Genomic DNA, 19,025 nt, shown 5'->3' with positions numbered 1-19,025 from the left:
CACGGGAGGGCCGCCGGAACACCCCTAGTTGTTCCTGGCCTCGGTTTCAAAAAATGCATGGCAAAATCTGAGCCTGTAGCGACCGCCCGTCTAAAGCTCGATCGTTTGCCATCTTGCGTCTTTATTATTTTTGCGTGATCCTCCTTGAATATTTGGGAGGGGACAATGAGCGTTGAAGAAAAACTGCGTGTACTGGCGGACCGGATCAGGACCCATTCGAGCGCAATGCTCACAGAAGAAGCACTTAAAACGGCAATTATCCTGCCATTCTTATCTGCCCTCGATTATGACGTGTTCAATCCGGACGAGGTAATCCCTGAATTTTGCGCAGATGCTGTTGGGAAAAAAGGGGAAAAAGTTGACTATGCAATCAAGTTAGACGGAGAGATCCGGATACTTATTGAATGCAAACCTATATCTATGGCGCTTGAAAAGGTGCATTTAGCTCAGCTCTATCGCTACTTTTCAGTGACGAACGCAAAATTTGCAATTCTCACAAACGGTCGAACGTTCCATTTTCATACCGATTTGGTTGCGCCCAATCGCCTCGACGACCGACCGTTTCTCACCTTCGACTTGTCCGACATGCAGGGGCAGCTCGTTACTGAGCTAAAAAAATTCGCCAAAGCTGAATTCAATATCGACGGGATTCTTCAGTCGGCACATAGGCTGAAATACACGTCTGCGATCAAGAAAGAGATCGCGAACGTCATGGAAAACCCTCCCGAGGACTTTGTTCGGATGGTGACGGGAGGACTCTACCAGGGTCGCTTTACGAGCCAGGTGAAAGAACAGTTCACGCCTATGGTGAAGGCCGCGTTTCGTGAAATTGTGAGGGAGTCTGTTCAATCAAGGTTGTCAACGGCGTTAGCGGAAACGGAAGTTTCCGAGATCGGCGTCGAGGGAGAAGAGACCGAGGAGGTCGTTACAACGGAGGAGGAGCGCGAGGGGTTCATGATCATAAGAGCGATCGTGCGAGACACCTTGAAGCCTGCCCGTGTAGTGATGAGGGATCAGAAAAGCTATTGCGGCATCTTGATCGATAATAACAACCGTAAGCCACTCGCGCGGTTGTGGTTCAATCGCTCCATAAAGTATCTTGGGCTTTTTGATGGTGAAAAAGAGAATAAAGTCAAGATCGATACACTTGACGAGATATATGATTATTCAGATCGCCTGAGGGCTACCGCGAAGGAATACACGGCTCCTGTACATATTTTGGCGCCGACAGTTATTTCGTAGAGAATAGTACCGGGGGTCCTCTCTGAAAAACTATGCCGAGGGTCGTGGTTCGACAAGTCTGCCGAATGTGGGGCGTGCGCTGTGACAAGCACTGCGGTGGGAGAGCTCTCGCCACCCGATAGGGCATTTTGCGCAGAAGCGGGTGACTTAACCCGCCTTTAAACCGCCGCATCTACTCTGCAACCCGAACGCCATAGGCATCGGGATATCAAGCGCAGCGCATGGCGAACCGCAGAGACAGCCGCATCGAACCCAGTTTCGAGGGACCGCCGCAAGCGAGATCCCAGACAGGTCTTTCGGTGAGCGAGGAGGACCGCGTCGTGCCCAGCAACCGCAAAGCCTCCGCCAAACGCAAATCGCCGAAGGCAAAATCGTCGCATGCCAGGCGCGCCAAGAGCCGGCGCGGCCTGTTCGGCGTGCTCGGCCGGCTGGTCTACTGGTGCTTCGTGCTGGCCATCTGGGGCGGCATCGCCGTGGCCGGCGTCGTCGTCTACTACGGCGCCAAGATGCCGGCGGCCACGACCTGGTCGATCCCCGATCGCGCGCCCAATATCAAGATCGTCTCCGCCGACGGCCAGTTGCTCGGCAATCGCGGCATGAGCGGCGGCGAGGCGGTCGGCCTGCACGAAATGTCGCCCTACATCCCCGAGGCGGTCATCGCCATCGAGGACCGCCGCTTCTATTCGCATTTCGGGGTCGATCCGATCGGCCTGTCGCGCGCCATGGTCGCCAACCTCGCCGGCGGGCATTTCTCGCAAGGCGGTTCGACGCTCACGCAGCAACTGGCCAAGAACCTGTTCCTGACGCCAGACCGCACGCTGGAACGCAAGGTGCAGGAGGTGCTGCTGGCGCTGTGGCTGGAGCACAAGCACACCAAGGACCAGATTCTCGAAATGTACCTCAACCGGGTCTATTTCGGCTCCGGCGCCTATGGCGTCGAAGCGGCCTCGCGCCGTTATTTCGGCAAGAGCGCGCGCGACGTCACGTTGCCGGAGGCGGCGCTGCTTGCCGGTCTCCTGAAGGCGCCGTCGCGACTGTCGCCGGCGCGCGATCCCAAGGCCGCCGAGGAGCGCGCGCAACTGGTGCTCGCCGCCATGCGCGACGAGGGCAAGATCAGCGCCAAGGAACTGACCACGGCGATGAGCGCGCCGGCGACGCGCGCGCCGTCCTACTGGACAGGCTCGGAAAACTACGTCGCCGACACCATCATGGAAGAGCTGCCCGATCTGATCGGCGACGTGCGCGGCGACATCGTCATCGATTCCACCGTCGACCTGAACCTGCAGAAGCTCGCCGAGCAGTCGATCCGCAGGCTGATCGACGAAAGCGGCAAGAAGCTCAACGTCACCCAGGGCGCGCTGGTGTCGATCGACGATTCAGGTGCGGTGCGCGCCATGGTCGGCGGCTACGATTATTCGACCAGCCAGTTCGACCGCGCCTCGGAAGCGCGCCGGCAGCCCGGTTCGGCGTTCAAGCCGTTCGTCTACATGGCCGCCCTCGAGGCCGGCCGCACGCCCGACAGCGTGCGCAACGACGCGCCGATCAAGATCGGCAAATGGACACCCGACAATTACGGCGGCAAGTATTTCGGCAAGGTGACGCTGGCCACCGCGCTGGCGAAATCGCTGAACTCGGTGGCGGCTCAGCTGACCATGGAAGTCGGACCGGACGCAGTGGTCGAGGCGGCGCATCGCATGGGCATCCAGTCCGATTTGCAAGCCAACACCTCGATCGCGCTCGGCACGTCCGAGGTGACGCCGCTGGAGCTGACCTCGGCCTATGTGCCTTTCGCCAATGGCGGCTACAAGCCGGATATCCATTTCATCCGCCGCGTGACATCAGCCGAGGGCAAGGTGCTGTACGACGCCGGCAGCGGCAGCGCGCCACGCGTGGTGAAGCCCGAGATCGTCGGCATGATGAACTCGATGATGACCGGGACGGTGGAGATCGGCACGGCCAGGAAGGCGGCCTTCACCTGGCCGTCGGCCGGCAAGACCGGCACCAGCCAGAATTCGCGCGACGCCTGGTTCGTCGGCTACACCGCCAATCTCACCACCGGCGTATGGTTCGGCAATGACGACGGCAGCCCGATGAAGAAGGTCACCGGCGGCGCGCTGCCGGCGCAGGCCTGGCACGAGTTCATGGTCGCCGCGCATGAGGGCGTGCCCGTGCGGCCGCTGCCCGGCACCTGGAAGTCGACGCCGGCCGATAGGATCGTGCCAGACGAAATCCCGTCGGCCGATGCGACGCAGCCGGCTCCGAAGCCGCAAGCGCCTGTCGGCCAGTCGGCGCCCGCTGCCGTCGCGGCGCAGCCAGCGCCGGTCCGCGCGCCCCGCCCGGCCCAGACGGTCGACGCCGACGGTTTCGATATGCCGGGCGACTCCGGAACCACCGCGTCGGTCGGACATCCGGTGCCGCCGGGCAGTGTCGGCGGTCCGCTCAAGAAGCGGCAGACCTCGATCCTCGATATTCTCGGCGGCGGCTAGCGGCAACTCGCCTCTCGCCAGCGCCACAGCGTTCGGCTACACCTCCCGACATGGCAGAGATCGACACCAGGAAGACCATTGTGCTGACCGGCGCCAGCCGTGGCATCGGCCATGCCACGGTCAAGCGTTTCTCGCGCGAGGGCTGGCGCGTCATCACCTGCTCGCGCCAGGCATTCGCCGAGGATTGTCCGTGGCCGGCCGGGCCCGAGGACCACATCAAGGTCGATCTCGCCGACCAGGAGGATGTCGGCATCGCCGTCTCCGAAATCCGCCACCGGCTCGAGGCGCATGGCGGCCAGCTGCACGCGCTGGTCAACAACGCCGGCATTTCGCCGAAGCTCAAGGACGGCAACAGCCGCATGAACTCCATCGACACGCCGATGCATGTCTGGCGCGACGTGTTCCAGGTCAATTTCTTCGCGCCGATCATGCTGGCGCGCGGCCTGTTCAAGGAACTGGCATCGGCGAAAGGGTCGATCGTCAACGTCACCTCGATCGCCGGGACCCGGGTGCACCCCTTCGCCGGCACCGCCTATGCGACATCGAAGGCGGCGCTCGGCTCCCTGACGCGCGAGATGGCGCATGATTTCGGCCCGCACGGGATCCGCGTCAACGCCATTGCGCCAGGCGAAATCGACACCGCGATCCTGTCGCCGGGCACGGACAAGATCGTCGAGACCATTCCGCTCAGGCGGCTGGGCACCACGGCCGAGGTCGCCGACATCATCTTCTTCCTGTGCTCCGGGCAGGCGTCTTATGTGACCGGCTCGGAAATCCACATCAATGGCGGCCAGCACGTGTGATGGGGCTGATCTCAGGCTGGGGATCGCTCATCCGGTCATGGTGAGAACGGCCTTGCCGCTGAAGCTGCGCTGTCGCAGCGCGTCGAGGGCCTGGGCGATGTCGGTCCATGGCATGGTCAGGGCGACGCGGGTTTCCAGCCGGCCGGCCGCAACGAGAGCGAGCAGCGAGGCGATGTCCGAGCCAATGCCCGCGCCGGACGTGTAGTAGGCGAAAGTCTGAAGCCTCGCCCCCTCGTGACCCGGAACGAACTGGCGGAACCCAATTGGCGTGAGTTCGCCACTGCTCGAGCCGAACATGACGATCGTCCCGCCAGGCGCGACGCGTTCGATCGCGTGGGCGAGGCTTTGGCCGCCGACCGACTCGGTGATCAGCGAAAACGGCCCCTCAGCCAGTTCGATCGCCTCGACGACTTGCCCGGCACCCAGGCGGCGGAGATCCTCGCCATGCCGGGCGGCCGCGACCGCGGTCACGGACGCGCCCTGCTCGCGCGCGATCTGGAGCTGGAAACGGCCGACCGCACCGCTTGCGCCGGTGATCAGGACCCGTTGGCCGGCAAGGTCGCCGCCATGGCGCAAAGTCCTGAGCGCGGTGGTGCCCGCGACCGGAAGCGTGGCCGCGGAAACGAAGCTGACGCCATCCGGCAGGACGGCGAGGCGGTCGGTCGAAACCGCGACGCGTTCGGCCCAGCCCGCCTGGTCCACCAGAGCCGCGACCCGGGCGCCCGCGGCTGGCCCGGAGCCATCGGTTGCCGCCTGTTCGACGATCCCGACGATGTCCTGGCCGGGTATCCAGCCGTCCGGGCGTATGGTGAGCAGGCGCAATTCGCCGCGATTCAACGAGGTTGCATGGACCGAGACAAGCGCCTCGTTTGCGAGAGGCCGAGGGTCCTCGACCTCGGCAAGCGCCAGTCCGGCGGGGCTGTCGGAAGACATGACTAGGGCGCGCATGGGACGTACCTTCCTGATGGTTCGTGGCTGCAAAGCGCGGCGGCATCCTGATCAACCGGGTGCATGGGCAAGCTGGAACCTATCGACTTCCCAACTTGAAGAATTTAGCTATCATGGCGTTTAATCGCTAAAAGCCGTCAATCATGAGACAACCTCTTCGCTACCCATGGCTCGATTTCAATGTGGATGACGTCCTCGCACCGGCAATCGCCGTGCGCGTCGACGTTACCGAAACCAGGGCCGAAGTCCCCTCCCATCGGCATCGCAAAGGCCAACTCGTCTTCGCGCTCGGCGGTGGCGTCACATGCCGCGTCCCGAGCGGCCTGTGGATGGTGCCGCCGCATTGCGGGGTGTGGATTCCCGGCGACATGGAGCACAGCAATGTCGCGACGGCCAACGCCCGGATATTCTTCGTCTACATCGAGCCGGGAGCCGCCGAATTGCCGGACCGGTGCTGCACCCTTTCGGTCTCGCCGCTGCTGCGCGAACTGATCATCGAACTGTCCGATGGCGTGGGGGATGATGAGGCGAGGGATGCGCTTTTGATCAGGACGCTGCTTGCCGAACTGCCGCGCATGCCTGTCCAGCGGCTGCATCTGCCGATCTCATCGGAGCCGCGATTGAGGCGGATCGCCGAAGCGTTGGCGCAGGACCCCGCCGACCGCAGCACATTGTCGGAATGGGCCAGCCGGGTTGCGCTCAGCGAGAGCAGTCTCGCCCGTCTCGTCGTGAAGGAGACTGGCTTAAGCTTCGGACGCTGGCGCCAGCAGTTGCACCTGATCGTCGCAATTAGAGAACTGGCTTCCGGTGCGAGCGTGCAGCAGGTCTCCGGCGATCTCGGCTACGATTCCGTCACCGCCTTCATCACCATGTTCAAGAAGGCGCTTGGCAAGCCGCCGGCAAAATACCTCGGCAGCGTCGCGCAAAATGGCGGCTCTGCCTTTGTGGTGTGATCAGCCTGACTGCGGGCGGGGCACCTCGAACATACATTGTTAGAGCAGGCGACGCCTTGTAGATTCGAACGCCACCTTGGAGATGGAAAACATGGCGCTCAAGCGGATGGACAACGTAGGAATCGTCGTCGAAGACCTCGGAGAGGCGATTGATTTCTTTCGCGAACTCGGCCTCGAGCTTGAAGGACGGGCCACGATCGAAGGAGAATGGGCCGGACGTGTCACCGGACTGGGCGATCAGCATGTCGAGATTGCCATGATGCGCACACCGGACGGCCATAGCCGGCTCGAGCTCTCCCGCTTCCTCATGCCGCCTGTCGTCGCAGATCACCGGAACGCGCCGGTCAACGCCCTAGGCTACCTCCGCGTCATGTTCGCCGTGGACGACATCGACGAGACGCTTGAAAGGCTCCGCACGCGCGGCGCGCAGCTCGTAGGCGAAGTAGTCCAGTATAAAGACGTGTATCGGCTCTGTTACATCCGTGGGCCTGAGGGGTTGCTCATCGGACTCGCCCAAGAACTCGGTTGAGCGCGATACGAAGACAAATGGCAGGGGTGACCGATGTCAGCGGGCGCGTCCAAGGCCGCCCCACCTGTCCGAGGTCCAGACCTCCACGGTCGGCCGCGTTCTCGCTAGGCGCGGATTAGGTCCGTGCAGGATCGGCTCAGGCGGCGGACGGTTCAGCCGCCCGCGGCTTGTGACCAAGCACCTCTTCCACTATGCCGCGCGCGATCTCGCGTTCGCCCATGATCACCGTATCGGCGCCGAGCCCCTTGAGATGCTCGACCTCGGCATCGGAATGGGCGCGGGCGACGACGTTGATGGCGGGATTGGCGGCGCGCGCACGCAGCACGATCTGACCGGCCTCGAAGGCATTGGGGATGGCCAGGATCAGCCGTTTTGCGCCTTCGGGATTGGCGGCCGCAAACACTTCGGCATTGGCGGCGTTGCCGGCCACGGTCTCGATGCCCTCGGCCCTGAGCTTCACCAGTGTCTTGTCGGCATCCTCGACCACCAGGAAGGGCAGGGCGGCTTCCTTCAACGCAGCGCCGACGAGACTACCGACACGGCCGTAGCCGATCAGGATCGCGTGGCCGCTGAGGGCTGTTCTTGGCGGCGGTCCATCTTCCTGTTTCGCCGCCGAGGCGACTGAAGCCACCTGGCCGGGCTCCGTCGCCGGGCCGACCGGTTTGGGCTCCACAGGCGGCGCCGTCCTGGCGGCGCGGGCCTCGAGCCATGGCTTCATCCAGTCGATGACCAGGAACATCACCGGGTTGAGCACGATCGACAGGATGGCGCCCGCCAGGATGAGATCTCGCCCCTGTTCGGGCAGCAGTTTCAGCCCGACGCCGAGTTCGGCCAGGATGAAGGAGAACTCGCCGATCTGGGCAAGGCTCGCCGAAATCATCAGCGCCGTCGCCAGGGGATAACCGAAGGCGACGACGATGAGGAAGGCCGCCAGCGACTTGCCGACGACGATGATGGCGAGCGTCGCCAGGATCGGCAAGCCGTTGCTGAACAGGCTGAACGGGTCGAACAGCATGCCGACCGAGACGAAGAACAGCACCGAGAAGGCATCGCGCAGCGGAAGCGATTCCTCCGCAGCGCGGTGGCTGAGTTCGGATTCACTCATGATCATGCCGGCGAAGAAAGCGCCCAGTGCCAGCGAGACGCCGAACAGCTTGGCCGCGCCGAAGGCGACGCCAAGCGCTATCGCCAGCACCGAAAGCCGAAACAGCTCGCGCGAGCCGGTATGGGCGACATAGTGCAGGATCCAGGGAATGACGCGACGGCCGACCACCAGCATGACGATGACGAAGGCTGCGACCTTGGCCAGCGTGATGCCGACGACGCCCCAGATGCCGTAGCTCGCGGGCAGGGACAACAGGCCGCTCGCATGCGCATCCGCCTGCCCCTGGCCGCCAAGCACGCCGGCAAGCGCTGGCAAAAGCACCAGCGCCAGCACCATGGCCAGGTCCTCGACGATCAGCCAGCCGACGGCAATGCGGCCGCGCTCGGTCTCGATCAGTCGACGCTCCTGCAGGGCGCGCAGCAGCACCACGGTAGAGGCCACCGACAGCGCCAGGCCGAAGACCAGCCCTGCTCCCGCCGACCAGCCGAGCATCCAGGAAAGCCCCGCGCCGAGTGCCGTGGCAAAGCCGATCTGGACGATGGCGCCGGGCACGGCAATGGCGCGGACCGACAGGAGATCCTTCAGCGAAAAATGCAGGCCGACGCCGAACATCAACAGAATGACGCCGATTTCGGCGAGTTCATTGGCAAGGCCGGCGTCAGCGACGAAACCGGGCGTGTTCGGCCCGACCAGCACGCCGGCCACGAGATAGCCGACCAGCGGCGGAATGCGGAAGCGGTTGGCGAGAGCGCCGAAGACGAAAGCGAGCCCCAGACCGGCTACGATGGTGGCGATAAGGGGAGTGTCATGCGGCATTGTCTATGGAGCGCCTTTCAAGCCAGCGATGCAGGATATGCGCCGCCCGAAGCCGCCGCTTGTTTGCAATATGGTGGATTGAGTGTCGGCCATGCAACCCCACAAAACCGGAATTGCCGGTGACGCGACAAATACCTCGCCGGTGGGCAAGCAAGCCGGAATTCGAGATCAGCCGAAATCACGCGCCGCAATGGCGGCGCTCGATAGCCAACGATCAAGCTGCCCGCAACAGAGCCTCGATCTCGAACACCGCGTGGTTGGTCAGCGTCTTGGGAATTTCCGCGCTGACCTTGTCGCTGACTTCCTTGTGCAAGGCCTTGCGCATCGCGCCGAGCACGAGCGGTGGCGCGATGAGGATGATTTCATCAAAAGAGCCTCGATGAGCCAGCTTGTAGAGCCGTTCGGCGAGTTCGTCGGCAAAGCGCTCCTTGCCGATCCGATGCCAATCCGTCTCCTCAACCGCGCTGCGGTGGACAGAGGGACCGTCATTGTAGCGACCGGGACTGTCGCTGCCTTGCTCGCGCGTTGGCGGGTTGTCCTGCCTCACTTCCTGCACCACTTCGAGGTTCGGAAATTTGGTGTCACCTGCATTTCTGAGGAAGAGCGCTTTTTCTCCGTCGGCCACCATGATCCAGATGCCGTGCTTCAACTTGATCGCGCTCATGACGCCGGGCTCCTTCCTTCGCTGCCGCCACGCTGGGTTCACGCCGCGGCCAGGTATGATTTTGCATTGCGCATGCGGAAGGAACGCGCCTCGATCCGGTAATGTTCCAGCCAAAAAGCCAGGTCATACAGGGGCTCCGTCGAGGCTGACGCGCGCGCACGAACGCCAGGCGGCTTTAATCTACTAAGTTAGTAGAATTTAGAAAAAACTGTTTTGTCATGAAGCGCGTTCGGCCCAAAAAAGAGGAGAAATCAAGGCCCTCGACAGCGGCTGGACGTCGGTCTCCGCAGCAAGGTGGAATATTTTTCTCTTGGCCGCGGCGCTTTAGAAAAAGCGATTGCATCCCGGGAGGCGATGCGCGAGTGGGTTTCTTCAGCTTTTTCGCGCCCACGCGTAGAAGTGAAGACCAGATCAGGATTCCGTTCGTATCCATGCCGCAGCCCGCCCCCAAGCTCAATGCCTTCCCCGTCTTCGTACGGGTCGAAGACGAAGCCGTGACGATCGTCGGCGGCGGCGACGAAGCGTTGGCCAAGGCACGATTGCTTGGGCAGTCTAGCGCTATGCTGCGCATCGTCGCGGAGAGCGCCTCACCGGACATGCTCGGCTTCATCGCGCAGAGCGGCGCCACCCACTTCGGGGCCTATGAGGCGAGCCGGCTGGAAGGCTCGGTGATGGTGTTCGCTGCGAGCGGCGATGAGGCGCTCGACCGGCGCGTCGTCCAAGATGCGCGCCGGCTCGGCATTCCCGTCAATGCGGTGGACCGGCCGGAGCTTTGCGATTTTTTCACCCCGGCGCTGGTCAATCGCGCACCGGTCGCGATCGCCATTGGCACGGAAGGCGCCGGGCCGGTGCTGGCGCAGATGCTGCGTGCCCGCATCGACCGCATGCTGTCGCCCTCGTTGGGCAGGCTGGCGGCTCTCGCCGCGTCCTTCCGGGCCGCCGCTGAAAGCCTGCCCAGGGGCAATTCCCGCCGCCGGTTCTGGAGCGAGTTCTTCGGCGGTGCGCCGGCGCGCGCTGTCGAAGCTGGCGAGCTTTCGCAGGCGCATGACGCAGCCGCCGATCTTCTGCGTTCGGATGCATCCGCTTCAGGCCATATCGCCCTGGTTGGCGCGGGCCCCGGTGCCGAGGACCTTTTGACGCTGCGCGCGCATCGGCTGCTGATGGAGGCCGATGCCATCGTCCACGATGCGCTGGTGCCGGAGGCTGTCGTCGCCATGGGCCGACGCGACGCCGAGCGGCTGGCGGTCGGCAAACGCAAGGGCTGTCACACCAAGAGCCAGGCCGAGATCAACGCGTTGCTGGTCGAGCTTGGCCGCGAAGGCAAGCGCGTGGTGCGGCTGAAGTCGGGCGATCCCCTGGTGTTTGGCCGGGCCGGCGAGGAGATGGCGGCGCTGCGTGATGCGGGCGTAGCCTATGAGGTGGTTCCGGGCGTCACCGCTGCTTTCGCCGCCGCCGCCGATTTCGAATTGCCGCTGACGCTGCGCGGGGTTTCCTCCTCGATGGTGTTCACCACAGGTCACGATCTCAAGGGCAATTCGCTGCCCGACTGGGCCAAGCTTGCCATTTCGGGTGCCACCGTTGCTGTCTACATGGGCCGCTCGGTGGCCGCGGAGGTTGCCGGCCGGCTGATCGAGGCCGGGCTTTCGCCGGATACGGCGGTAGCCGTGGTCGAGAATGCCAGCCTCGGCAATCGCCGCCGTTTCCACGGCACGCTTGCCGACCTGCCGTCGCTCGAAGCGCGCGCCGACCTCTCAGGTCCGGTCATGACCATCATCGGCGATGCGGTCGCCGGCGCCAATTTCGAACGGTCCGAACCGCTCGCGGCACACAGGCATGAAGGTGCGCCCATAGCTGCCACCGAGGGAGTTCAGCAATGAAGATACTGACCGCCAACCGGCTCGCCGACGGTATCGCCGTCTGGTACGCAGACGGCGGGTGGGCCGAGACGGCGGACCATGCCGACCTCGCCCATGACAAGGCGGCCGAGGATCGTCTGGAAGCGATCGGTGCCAAAGCCCACGCCGACAACGAAGTCGTCGACGTCAACCTCATCGATGCCGAAATCGTCAATGGCGTTGTCGAGCCGGTGCGGTTGCGCGAGAAGATCCGCGCCGCAGGCCCCACCATCCGCAACGATCTCGGCAAGCAGGCCTCCCGGGCGGCGTAAGCCCAGACCAGAAGTGAACACGGGCGGACGCGCCCTGAAAGACGAAGCATGTACCGCTACGACGAGTTCGATCACGATTTTGTCCAGGCCCGCGTCGCCGAGTTCAGCGATCAGGTCCAGCGCCGGCTCGCCGGCGAGATCACCGAGGACCAGTTTCGGCCGCTCAGGCTGATGAACGGCGTCTATCTGCAATTGCACGCCTATATGCTGCGCATCGCGGTGCCCTATGGCACGCTGAACAGCAAGCAGTTGCGCATGCTCGGCCATATCGCGCGCAAATACGACAAGGGCTACGGCCATTTCACCACGCGCCAGAACATCCAGTTCAACTGGCCGGCACTGTCCGACCTTCCTGCGATCCTGGCCGATCTGGCGAGTGTCGAGATGCACGCTATCCAGACCAGCGGCAATTGTATCCGCAACGTCACCGCCGACCATTTCGCGGGTGCGGCCGCCGACGAGGTCGCCGATCCGCGTCCCTACGCGGAAATCCTGCGCCAGTGGTCATCGGTTCATCCGGAGTTTTCCTACCTGCCGCGCAAGTTCAAGATCGCGGTAACCGGCGCGGAGCGCGACCGCGCCGCCATCCAGACCCACGACATCGGCCTGCACCTGAAGAAGAACGCGGCCGGCGAGCTCGGCTTCGCCGTCTATGTCGGCGGCGGCCAGGGCCGTACGCCGATGGTGGCCAGAAAGATCCGCGATTTCCTGCCGGAAGCCGACCTTTTGTCCTACTGCACGGCGATCCTGCGCGTTTACAACCTGCATGGCCGCCGCGACAACAAGTTCAAGGCGCGCATCAAGATCCTGGTCCACGAGACCGGCGTCGAGGAGATCACGCGCCAGGTCGAAGCGGAATGGCAGCAATTGAAGGACGCCGAGTTGAAGCTGCCGGAAGCAGACATCCGCGCCATCGACGCCTATTTCGCGCCGCCAGCGCTGACCGCGCGGCCGGACGGCGACGAGGCTGTAAAGCTGGCACGCCTCGATTCCAAGGGCTTCTCGGATTGGCTCGACCAGAATGTGGTGACGCATCGCCACCCCGACTATGCGGCGGTGACCATCTCGCTGAAGGGTATCGGCGAAGTGCCGGGCGATGCGACCGACAGCCAGATGGAAGCGATTGCCGATATCGCCGAGAAGTATGGATACGACGAGTTGCGCGTCAGCCACGAGCAGAACCTGATCCTGCCGCATGTGGCGCGCGCCGACCTGAAGGCAGTCTATGACGCACTGGTCGATATCGGCTTGGCGACCGCCAATTCCAACCTGATATCGGACATCATCTCGTGCCCGGGCCTCGACTATTGCGCGCTGGCCACGGCGCGTTCGATCCCGATCGCGCAGGAGATCTCGCGTCGCTTTGCGTCGCTGGAGCGGCAGCGCGAGATCGGCGAGTTGAAGCTGAAGATCTCCGGCTGCATCAATGCCTGCGGCCATCACCATGTCGGACACATCGGCATTCTCGGAGTCGAAAAGAAAGGCACCGAGCTGTACCAGGTGACGCTTGGCGGTTCGGCCGACGAGAACACCTCGGTGGGCGAGATCATCGGCCGCGGCTTCTCGTCGGAAGAGATCACCGACGCCATCGAGCAGATCGTCGAGACCTATCTCGGCCTTCGGCTCAATCCACAAGAGAAATTCATCGACGCCTACCGCCGTGTCGGTCCCGCGCCGTTCAAGGAGGCGCTCTATGCTGGCGAAGCCAAGGCCGCTTGACCCTATCGTCGACGTCGATGACGGCATCGCCGCCAAAGCGGCGGGGCTTGACGCACTCTATGGTCATCTGAAGCCGCTCGAGATCATCGAACGCGCGGCCAATGAACTGTTCCGCGACGAGATTGCCGCGGTCTCGTCTTTCGGGGCGGACTCGGCGGTGCTGCTGCACATGATCGCCGAGATCGACCGAACGCTGCCGGTCATCTTTCTCGATACCGGCAAGCATTTCGAGGAGACGCTCGGCTATCGCGACGCCTTGGTCGCCGATTTCGGGTTGACCAACATCCAGGTGATCAAGCCCGAGGAAGCAGCACTCGAACGGATCGATCCGACCGGCAATCTGCACCAGAGCGATACCGATGCCTGCTGCAACGTGCGCAAGGTCGAGCCGCTGGCGCGGGGCGTGGCGCCTTTCCGCGCCTGGTTCACCGGCCGCAAACGCTTTCAGGCTTCGACGCGCGCAGCACTTCCGGTGTTCGAGGCGGTCGGCCCACGTATCCGCATCAATCCGCTGGCGCACTGGACGACGTCGGACCAGGCGGACTACATGCGTGCGCATGCGCTGCGCGAAAATCCGCTGGTCGCCTATGGCTATCTGTCGATCGGCTGCTTCCCGTGCACGCAACCGGTGCAGCCGGGCGAGGACGCGCGCAGCGGTCGCTGGGCCGGTCATGCCAAGACCGAGTGTGGCATTCACCTGTCGGGACTGGAGAAGTCGCTGACCGACGCATCGCTATAGGGTATGCTGATATTCAGGTGAGGCCAGCCTGCAAACGGCGGCTTCGGGGGCTCACGTACTACAAGTGCGCTCCGCTCCGGCTCTCGGAAGCTAACGTTTTCGACTCGGGCCTGCTTGAATCTCCACACACCCTTGAGCCCTTAAATTTTTAGGAAATTTCGATGACTGAACCGACGATACCGGAGACCCGCCTCTGGACCCCGAAGGGTTTTCGGGAGGATGAGTGGGCTCATGCCGAAGGCGCGGAAGCACTGTCCGGCAATGGCCGCTTCATCCTGCCGCTGCAGGCGTTTCTCGATCTCGATCCGGAGGTGCGCCGGTCGGCCAAGGAAAGGATCGGTGTCGTGCTGCAACCCGGCGATCAGCTCGAAAGGATCGCCGGCCTGCTCGACCAGCTGTCGCTGGTGGCTCTGGCATTTCCGTCGTTCAGCGATGGCCGCTCCTTCTCAAAGGGCGAATTGCTGCGCAGCCGACATCATTTCGAAGGTGCCGTGCGCGCCACCGGCCAAGTGCTGGTCGACCAGCTGCCGCATATGCTGCGGCTCGGCTTCGATGAATTCGAGATTTCCAATCCCGTGCTCTTGAAGCGGCTGGACGAAGGCCGCACCGGCGGATTGGGACTCTACTACCAGCCTGCCGCCGTGCCGAAGCCCAAGGGACCGAAATACTCCTGGCGTCGGCTGCGTGCCGGCTGACATCACGATACTTCCTGGCGACAGGTTTACGCCGCCTGTCCTCTCCCGTCACGACGGCGGGAAGGCGCCGGTCGGCGGATCGGGGACCAGCAGAGCCAGACAGAAAATGGCTACGCCGCCATCCGTGCCTGACGAAACGATACCAGTTTCCCGCTGTTTTCATCCCACAGCGCCAGCTTGACGCAGCGCAGGCTCTCAAGAAGGGTGATGCGGCCTATGCCGCGCAATTCCGGATAATCGCGCAGCACTTCCTGCAGGCGGTAGCCTGGCACCTTCGCGGAGAGGTGATGGACATGGTGGACACCGATGTTGCCGGTGAACCAGTTCAGCACCGGCGGCAGGTCATAGTAGGAGGATCCGTGCAAGGCGGCGCGCTGGAACTCCCATTCCTCGTCCTTCGCCCATTCGGTCTCCTCGAACTGGTGCTGGACATAGAACAGCCAGATGCCGGCCGATCCGGCGAGGATGACGATCGGCAGGTGGACCACCAGGAAAGCGCCAATACCGACGAACCATATCAGGATCGACGCCGCCAGCACGATGGCGAGGTTGGTGGCCATCGAGGACACCCAGGGCTTCAGGCCACCGCGCATCATCCCGATCGGCAGCCTTTGCTCGAAGATGAAGAGCCATATCGGCCCCAGTCCGAACATGACCAGGGGATGACGATAGAGACGATAGGCGAGGCGACCTCTCCAGGACATCCGCCGGTACTCCGCGACCGTCAACGTCTTGATATCGCCAACGCCGCGCTCGTCGAGATTACCCGCGCTGGCATGATGGGTGGCATGAGCACTCCGCCAGCAATCATAAGGCGTCAGCGTAAGCACGCCTAGAACGCGGCCTATCCAGTCGTCGGCGGTGCGGTTGGCGAAGAAGGATCCGTGCCCGCAATCGTGCTGGATCATGAAAATCCGCACCAGGAAGCCCGCTGCCGGCAAGATCAGCACCAGCCCCCACCAATGGCCATAGGCAAAGGCGATCGAGGACAGCGCCCAGAGCGCTGCGAAAGGGATGAGGGTGATCGCCAGTTCGACGGCACTGCGCCGCCTGTCCGGCTTCTTGTAGCGCGACAATATCTTCAACCAGGCGCGCTTGCTATTGGCGGCAGTCTCAGGGGAAATCATGTTCATCAGGGACCATAGACGGAGCCGGCCCGCTCCCGCAAGGCTGCACTCACGCAAAATTACCGCGTGTAATTGTCGCGACGGGCGAGGGCCCGTCCAGCCATTGGGCCGGTTCCATCCGAATTTTCGCCAGCGCGCCTACTGACGTCCGCCGCCAACCATCCCGCTTTCCATGCCGTCGAGGCGATCGAGCAGGTCGCGGAAGCGGTCGGGAATGTCTTTCTCGGCGCGAAAGGCCGGCAGCGCATGCAGAAAGCGTGTCATCGCCGCGGTCCCCAGCTGGCGCCGGATTTCGGCGGCGATCCGATCTCTCTTTTCGCCTTTGTCGCGGAGTGTCATTTTCAAAAATCCTGTGTCGGTTCGAAAATCCTCCAGCCAGCAAATGGTTCCCCGTTCACGACGTCGGGGCAAGCAAAGGCGATAGCTATGGTAAAGTTTGAATTAAAATCGAAGCAACGCCTTGGCAGCCATCCGGTTCGAGCGGCTGGCCTTTGCCATCGCTTACCCCTTGATTTTTGCCCACCAAACCTCGATATCGGGCTCAAAATCCACACTATTCGAGATGACGGGAAACGGCATGAGCGACCAGGCAAAAGACGAACGCGCGCCCGACGAAATCGAGGCGACCGAGGCCAATGCCGAGCGCACGGAAGGTGGCGTCGATGGCGATTATGAAGCGGTTGTGCGGCTGCTGAAGGAGAATGAAGAGCTGAAGGATCGGGCGCTTCGCGTCGCGGCCGAGATGGAGAATTTGCGTCGCCGCACCGCGCGCGACGTGCATGACGCGCGTACCTATGCGGTTGCGAACTTCGCCCGCGACATGCTGTCGGTTTCGGACAATCTGCGCCGCGCGCTGGACGCGATTCCCGCCGAGGCCAAGGCGTCCGGCGATGCGGGTTTCAAGGCGCTGATCGACGGCGTCGATCTCACCGAGCGTGCCATGCTGTCCGCACTGGAGCGGCATGGCGTCAAGAAGCTCGCGCCGGAAGGCGAGAAGTTCGATCCCAATTTCCACCAGGCCATGTTCGAAGTGCCCAATCCCGATGTGCCGGCCAACACGGTGGTGCAGGTCGTGCAGCCGGGCTATTCGATCGGGGAGCGGGTGCTGCGCCCGGCCATGGTCGGCGTCGCCAAGGGCGGCCCTAAACTCGCTGCCGGCGAAGCGCCGGTCGAGCCGGGGCCCGTCAACGAGCAGGCGGAGAAGGATGCTTGATCGTGAGTAGCGAATAGGGAGTAGCGAGTAGGGACCAGATACTAATCTGCGGCTTCGTGCTATTGCCACTACTCACTACTCACTCCAGCCCATGCATCCCATCGCGCTTCTCGACTATGCCGGCGTTGCGGTCTTCGCGGCGACAGGTGCGCTTGCCGCGTCGCGCAAGCAGCTCGACATTATCGGCTTCCTTTTCCTGGCGTGCGTCACCGGCATCGGCGGCGGCACTCTTCGCGACGTCATCCTTAACCTGCCGGTTTTCTGGATCGCCAATTCCAGCCATGTGCTGATCTGCGCGGCGGTTGCGGTGCTGGTCTTTTTCAGCGCACACCGTGTCGAATCCCGCTGGAAGTGGCTGCTCTGGCTCGACGCCGTCGGGTTGGCCGCTTTCTCGGTGATGGGTGCGGCCAAGGGATTGGCCATTACCGGTTCGCCGGTCGTTTCCGTCGTCACCGGCGTGCTGACCGCTACATTCGGCGGCATCCTGCGCGACGTGCTGGCAGGGGAGCCTTCGGTGCTGCTGAGGCCGGAAATCTATGTCACGGCCGCTCTGGTTGGCGCGTCAATCTTCACATTGGGCGATGTCGCCGGACTGCCGCAGATCGTCTCAGGCTTGGCCGGTTTCGCCGCGGCATTCGCCGTGCGCGGCGGCGCGCTCAAATTCGGCTGGTCGTTTGCGTCCTACAAGAGCCGGCCCGGCAGACGGCCAGAGGATATTTCGTGAAGTAGGGAGTAGTCAGTAGGGAAATAGTCAGTAGGTGTGAATTATGGTGTCTTCACTACTCACTACTCACTACTCACTACTCACTATTGCTCACGCCGCGAAGCGTTGCGCTTCCCCGCCGTAATAATTGACGTAGCGGGCGCCGATCTCCTTGACCGGCATCACCACGAACACATCGACCGTCGAGAATTCACGATCGATGACGCAGCCGTCGCCGATGCGGGCGCCGACCCTGAGATAGCCCTTGACCAAGGGCGGCATAGCCGCGATCGCCGCCTTGGCATTGACCGCCTCGATCGGCATCAGATCCATGGAACAATAGCGCCCGGCGACGGCGCGCACGTCCCAGGCCGAATTCGTGCGGCAGTGATGCGCCAGATAGGTGAGTGCCTCGGCATGGGCCGCCGGCACGGTGCCGTGGAAGGACGCACAGCCGGTCATCACGCCGATGCCATAGTGGTTGATATACGCCCAGATGCCTTGCCACAACGCCTCGATGGTGCGCTTCGAACGGTATTCCGGCAGGACGCAGGAGCGGCCGAGCTCGAGAAAGCGCTGCCCCGGGTGACGGGCGATGAGCTTGGTCAGCTCGAATTCGCCTTCGGAATAGAAGCCGCCGGCGGCGGCAGCGATCTCTTGCCGCAGCAGCCGGTAGGTGCCGACGATGCGGCGATGTTCGGGGCCGGAAAGCGAGGTATCGAAGACGAGCAGATGATCGCAGTGCGGATCAAAGCGGTCGGCATCACGGCGGTCCTGCACCTGAAACAGGTTCTTCCTGGCGCCAAGCTCGTCATAGAATACCCGGTAGCGCACTTCCTGCGCGGCCGCGATCTCGGCCTCGTTGCGGGCCAGCCGCACTTCGAGGTTGCCGATACGGCCGAGCGCTGCGCCCTTTGTGACGGAATCGACGTTGCGCCCGGCAAGCAAGGCGCCGCCGGCGTTCGGCCGAGTGTCACATTCCGGCATAACTGTATGCACGAGTGATTCTCCTTCGAGCCATCCCTCTTGGCACGGGGATACGGTGTAGGTGCAACAGGATTGTGACAGTACCGTGATACGGCGTCGCGGGCAATACTTCGTCGGCTGGCGAATACG

18 protein-coding genes are annotated in these 19,025 nt (G+C 63.1%); 12 read left to right on the top strand and 6 right to left on the bottom strand.

The features are described 5' to 3' along the window. Window positions 1-165: 165 nt before the first annotated feature. The 3 genes from LB566_RS08695 (at window position 166) to LB566_RS08685 (ending at window position 4,531) form a co-directional block, all read left to right on the top strand. Complete coding sequence (locus tag LB566_RS08695) at window positions 166-1,242, top strand: type I restriction enzyme HsdR N-terminal domain-containing protein (RefSeq protein WP_224624070.1); 1,077 nt, start codon at window positions 166-168, stop codon at window positions 1,240-1,242. 221 nt (window positions 1,243-1,463) lie between these two features. Next, on the top strand, window positions 1,464-3,728 hold the full coding sequence (locus LB566_RS08690; protein WP_224624069.1) for a transglycosylase domain-containing protein: 2,265 nt from the start codon (window positions 1,464-1,466) through the stop codon (window positions 3,726-3,728). A 50-nt stretch (window positions 3,729-3,778) separates the two neighbouring features. Beyond that, window positions 3,779-4,531 (top strand): SDR family NAD(P)-dependent oxidoreductase, encoded by a 753-nt coding sequence (locus LB566_RS08685; protein WP_140500256.1) that lies wholly within the window; start codon window positions 3,779-3,781, stop codon window positions 4,529-4,531. Between the two features lie 27 nt (window positions 4,532-4,558). On the opposite strand, the gene LB566_RS08680 is transcribed toward LB566_RS08685, so the two are convergent. Next, window positions 4,559-5,479, bottom strand: coding sequence for a zinc-binding dehydrogenase (locus LB566_RS08680; protein ID WP_224624068.1), 921 nt, complete (start codon window positions 5,477-5,479; stop codon window positions 4,559-4,561). 143 nt (window positions 5,480-5,622) lie between these two features. Between LB566_RS08680 and LB566_RS08675 the strand changes: the two genes are divergently transcribed. Next, window positions 5,623-6,432, top strand: a complete 810-nt coding sequence (locus LB566_RS08675) for an AraC family transcriptional regulator (protein WP_224624067.1) — start codon at window positions 5,623-5,625, stop codon at window positions 6,430-6,432. 91 nt (window positions 6,433-6,523) lie between these two features. Next, entirely contained in the window at window positions 6,524-6,961 is a 438-nt protein-coding gene (locus LB566_RS08670; RefSeq protein ID WP_224624066.1) for a VOC family protein, read from the top strand. Between the two features lie 136 nt (window positions 6,962-7,097). Here LB566_RS08670 and LB566_RS08665 read toward each other — a convergent pair whose 3' ends face one another. Further along, entirely contained in the window at window positions 7,098-8,882 is a 1,785-nt protein-coding gene (locus tag LB566_RS08665; RefSeq protein WP_140549483.1) for a cation:proton antiporter, read from the bottom strand. 214 nt (window positions 8,883-9,096) lie between these two features. Beyond that, window positions 9,097-9,546: a host attachment protein gene (locus tag LB566_RS08660; RefSeq protein ID WP_140549484.1), complete on the bottom strand. Its 450-nt coding sequence runs from the start codon at window positions 9,544-9,546 to the stop codon at window positions 9,097-9,099. 431 nt (window positions 9,547-9,977) lie between these two features. Between LB566_RS08660 and cysG the strand changes: the two genes are divergently transcribed. From cysG to LB566_RS08635, 5 genes are all read left to right on the top strand, one after another. Further along, the gene (cysG, locus tag LB566_RS08655; protein ID WP_224624065.1) at window positions 9,978-11,423 is read left to right on the top strand and encodes a siroheme synthase CysG; all 1,446 of its coding nucleotides are present in this window, start codon (window positions 9,978-9,980) and stop codon (window positions 11,421-11,423) included. Then, window positions 11,420-11,713: a DUF2849 domain-containing protein gene (locus tag LB566_RS08650; protein WP_140549486.1), complete on the top strand. Its 294-nt coding sequence runs from the start codon at window positions 11,420-11,422 to the stop codon at window positions 11,711-11,713. The genes cysG and LB566_RS08650 overlap by 4 nt, the downstream gene beginning before the upstream one ends. Window positions 11,714-11,761: 48 nt before the next feature. Further along, window positions 11,762-13,432: a nitrite/sulfite reductase gene (locus LB566_RS08645; RefSeq protein WP_224624064.1), complete on the top strand. Its 1,671-nt coding sequence runs from the start codon at window positions 11,762-11,764 to the stop codon at window positions 13,430-13,432. Then, a complete protein-coding gene (locus tag LB566_RS08640) occupies window positions 13,407-14,171 on the top strand; it encodes a phosphoadenylyl-sulfate reductase (RefSeq protein ID WP_224624063.1) in 765 nt (254 codons plus the stop codon). The genes LB566_RS08645 and LB566_RS08640 overlap by 26 nt, the downstream gene beginning before the upstream one ends. Window positions 14,172-14,332: 161 nt before the next feature. Then, window positions 14,333-14,866, top strand: coding sequence for a DUF934 domain-containing protein (locus tag LB566_RS08635; RefSeq protein ID WP_224624062.1), 534 nt, complete (start codon window positions 14,333-14,335; stop codon window positions 14,864-14,866). Between the two features lie 110 nt (window positions 14,867-14,976). On the opposite strand, the gene LB566_RS08630 is transcribed toward LB566_RS08635, so the two are convergent. Together LB566_RS08630 and LB566_RS08625 are read right to left on the bottom strand one after the other, a co-directional pair. Continuing rightward, complete coding sequence (locus LB566_RS08630; protein WP_224624061.1) at window positions 14,977-15,999, bottom strand: fatty acid desaturase; 1,023 nt, start codon at window positions 15,997-15,999, stop codon at window positions 14,977-14,979. Between the two features lie 132 nt (window positions 16,000-16,131). Beyond that, window positions 16,132-16,332, bottom strand: a complete 201-nt coding sequence (locus LB566_RS08625) for a hypothetical protein (RefSeq protein WP_224624060.1) — start codon at window positions 16,330-16,332, stop codon at window positions 16,132-16,134. A 238-nt stretch (window positions 16,333-16,570) separates the two neighbouring features. Here LB566_RS08625 and grpE point away from each other — a divergent pair, with 238 nt between their 5' ends. After that, window positions 16,571-17,206 (top strand): nucleotide exchange factor GrpE, encoded by a 636-nt coding sequence (grpE, locus tag LB566_RS08620; protein ID WP_140549492.1) that lies wholly within the window; start codon window positions 16,571-16,573, stop codon window positions 17,204-17,206. Between the two features lie 91 nt (window positions 17,207-17,297). Continuing rightward, window positions 17,298-17,930: a trimeric intracellular cation channel family protein gene (locus LB566_RS08615; RefSeq protein ID WP_224624059.1), complete on the top strand. Its 633-nt coding sequence runs from the start codon at window positions 17,298-17,300 to the stop codon at window positions 17,928-17,930. Between the two features lie 90 nt (window positions 17,931-18,020). Here the strand turns inward: LB566_RS08615 and LB566_RS08610 are convergent, their stop codons facing one another. Continuing rightward, the gene (locus LB566_RS08610) at window positions 18,021-18,908 is read right to left on the bottom strand and encodes a GNAT family N-acetyltransferase (protein ID WP_140549494.1); all 888 of its coding nucleotides are present in this window, start codon (window positions 18,906-18,908) and stop codon (window positions 18,021-18,023) included. Window positions 18,909-19,025: the final 117 nt, after the last annotated feature.

This window comes from Mesorhizobium sp. CA13, assembly GCF_020165235.1.
GTDB lineage: Bacteria > Pseudomonadota > Alphaproteobacteria > Rhizobiales > Rhizobiaceae > Mesorhizobium.
Note: the sequence above shows the minus strand (reverse complement) of the source record. Positions and strands in the feature narration are given on the sequence as shown.

Excerpts from the sequence above, each read along its gene's own strand:
- LB566_RS08625 (WP_224624060.1), bottom strand. The coding sequence starts at position 16,332 with ATGACACTCCGCGACAAAGGCGAAAAGAGAGATCGGATCGCCGCCGAA.
- LB566_RS08670 (WP_224624066.1), top strand. The coding sequence starts at position 6,524 with ATGGCGCTCAAGCGGATGGACAACGTAGGAATCGTCGTCGAAGACCTC.
- LB566_RS08675 (WP_224624067.1), top strand. The coding sequence starts at position 5,623 with ATGAGACAACCTCTTCGCTACCCATGGCTCGATTTCAATGTGGATGAC.
- LB566_RS08665 (WP_140549483.1), bottom strand. The coding sequence starts at position 8,882 with ATGCCGCATGACACTCCCCTTATCGCCACCATCGTAGCCGGTCTGGGG.
- LB566_RS08615 (WP_224624059.1), top strand. The coding sequence starts at position 17,298 with ATGCATCCCATCGCGCTTCTCGACTATGCCGGCGTTGCGGTCTTCGCG.
- cysG (WP_224624065.1), top strand. The coding sequence starts at position 9,978 with ATGCCGCAGCCCGCCCCCAAGCTCAATGCCTTCCCCGTCTTCGTACGG.
- LB566_RS08650 (WP_140549486.1), top strand. The coding sequence starts at position 11,420 with ATGAAGATACTGACCGCCAACCGGCTCGCCGACGGTATCGCCGTCTGG.
- LB566_RS08640 (WP_224624063.1), top strand. The coding sequence starts at position 13,407 with ATGCTGGCGAAGCCAAGGCCGCTTGACCCTATCGTCGACGTCGATGAC.
- LB566_RS08645 (WP_224624064.1), top strand. The coding sequence starts at position 11,762 with ATGTACCGCTACGACGAGTTCGATCACGATTTTGTCCAGGCCCGCGTC.
- LB566_RS08680 (WP_224624068.1), bottom strand. The coding sequence starts at position 5,479 with ATGCGCGCCCTAGTCATGTCTTCCGACAGCCCCGCCGGACTGGCGCTT.
- grpE (WP_140549492.1), top strand. The coding sequence starts at position 16,571 with ATGAGCGACCAGGCAAAAGACGAACGCGCGCCCGACGAAATCGAGGCG.
- LB566_RS08660 (WP_140549484.1), bottom strand. The coding sequence starts at position 9,546 with ATGAGCGCGATCAAGTTGAAGCACGGCATCTGGATCATGGTGGCCGAC.
- LB566_RS08635 (WP_224624062.1), top strand. The coding sequence starts at position 14,333 with ATGACTGAACCGACGATACCGGAGACCCGCCTCTGGACCCCGAAGGGT.
- LB566_RS08695 (WP_224624070.1), top strand. The coding sequence starts at position 166 with ATGAGCGTTGAAGAAAAACTGCGTGTACTGGCGGACCGGATCAGGACC.
- LB566_RS08630 (WP_224624061.1), bottom strand. The coding sequence starts at position 15,999 with ATGAACATGATTTCCCCTGAGACTGCCGCCAATAGCAAGCGCGCCTGG.
- LB566_RS08690 (WP_224624069.1), top strand. The coding sequence starts at position 1,464 with ATGGCGAACCGCAGAGACAGCCGCATCGAACCCAGTTTCGAGGGACCG.
- LB566_RS08685 (WP_140500256.1), top strand. The coding sequence starts at position 3,779 with ATGGCAGAGATCGACACCAGGAAGACCATTGTGCTGACCGGCGCCAGC.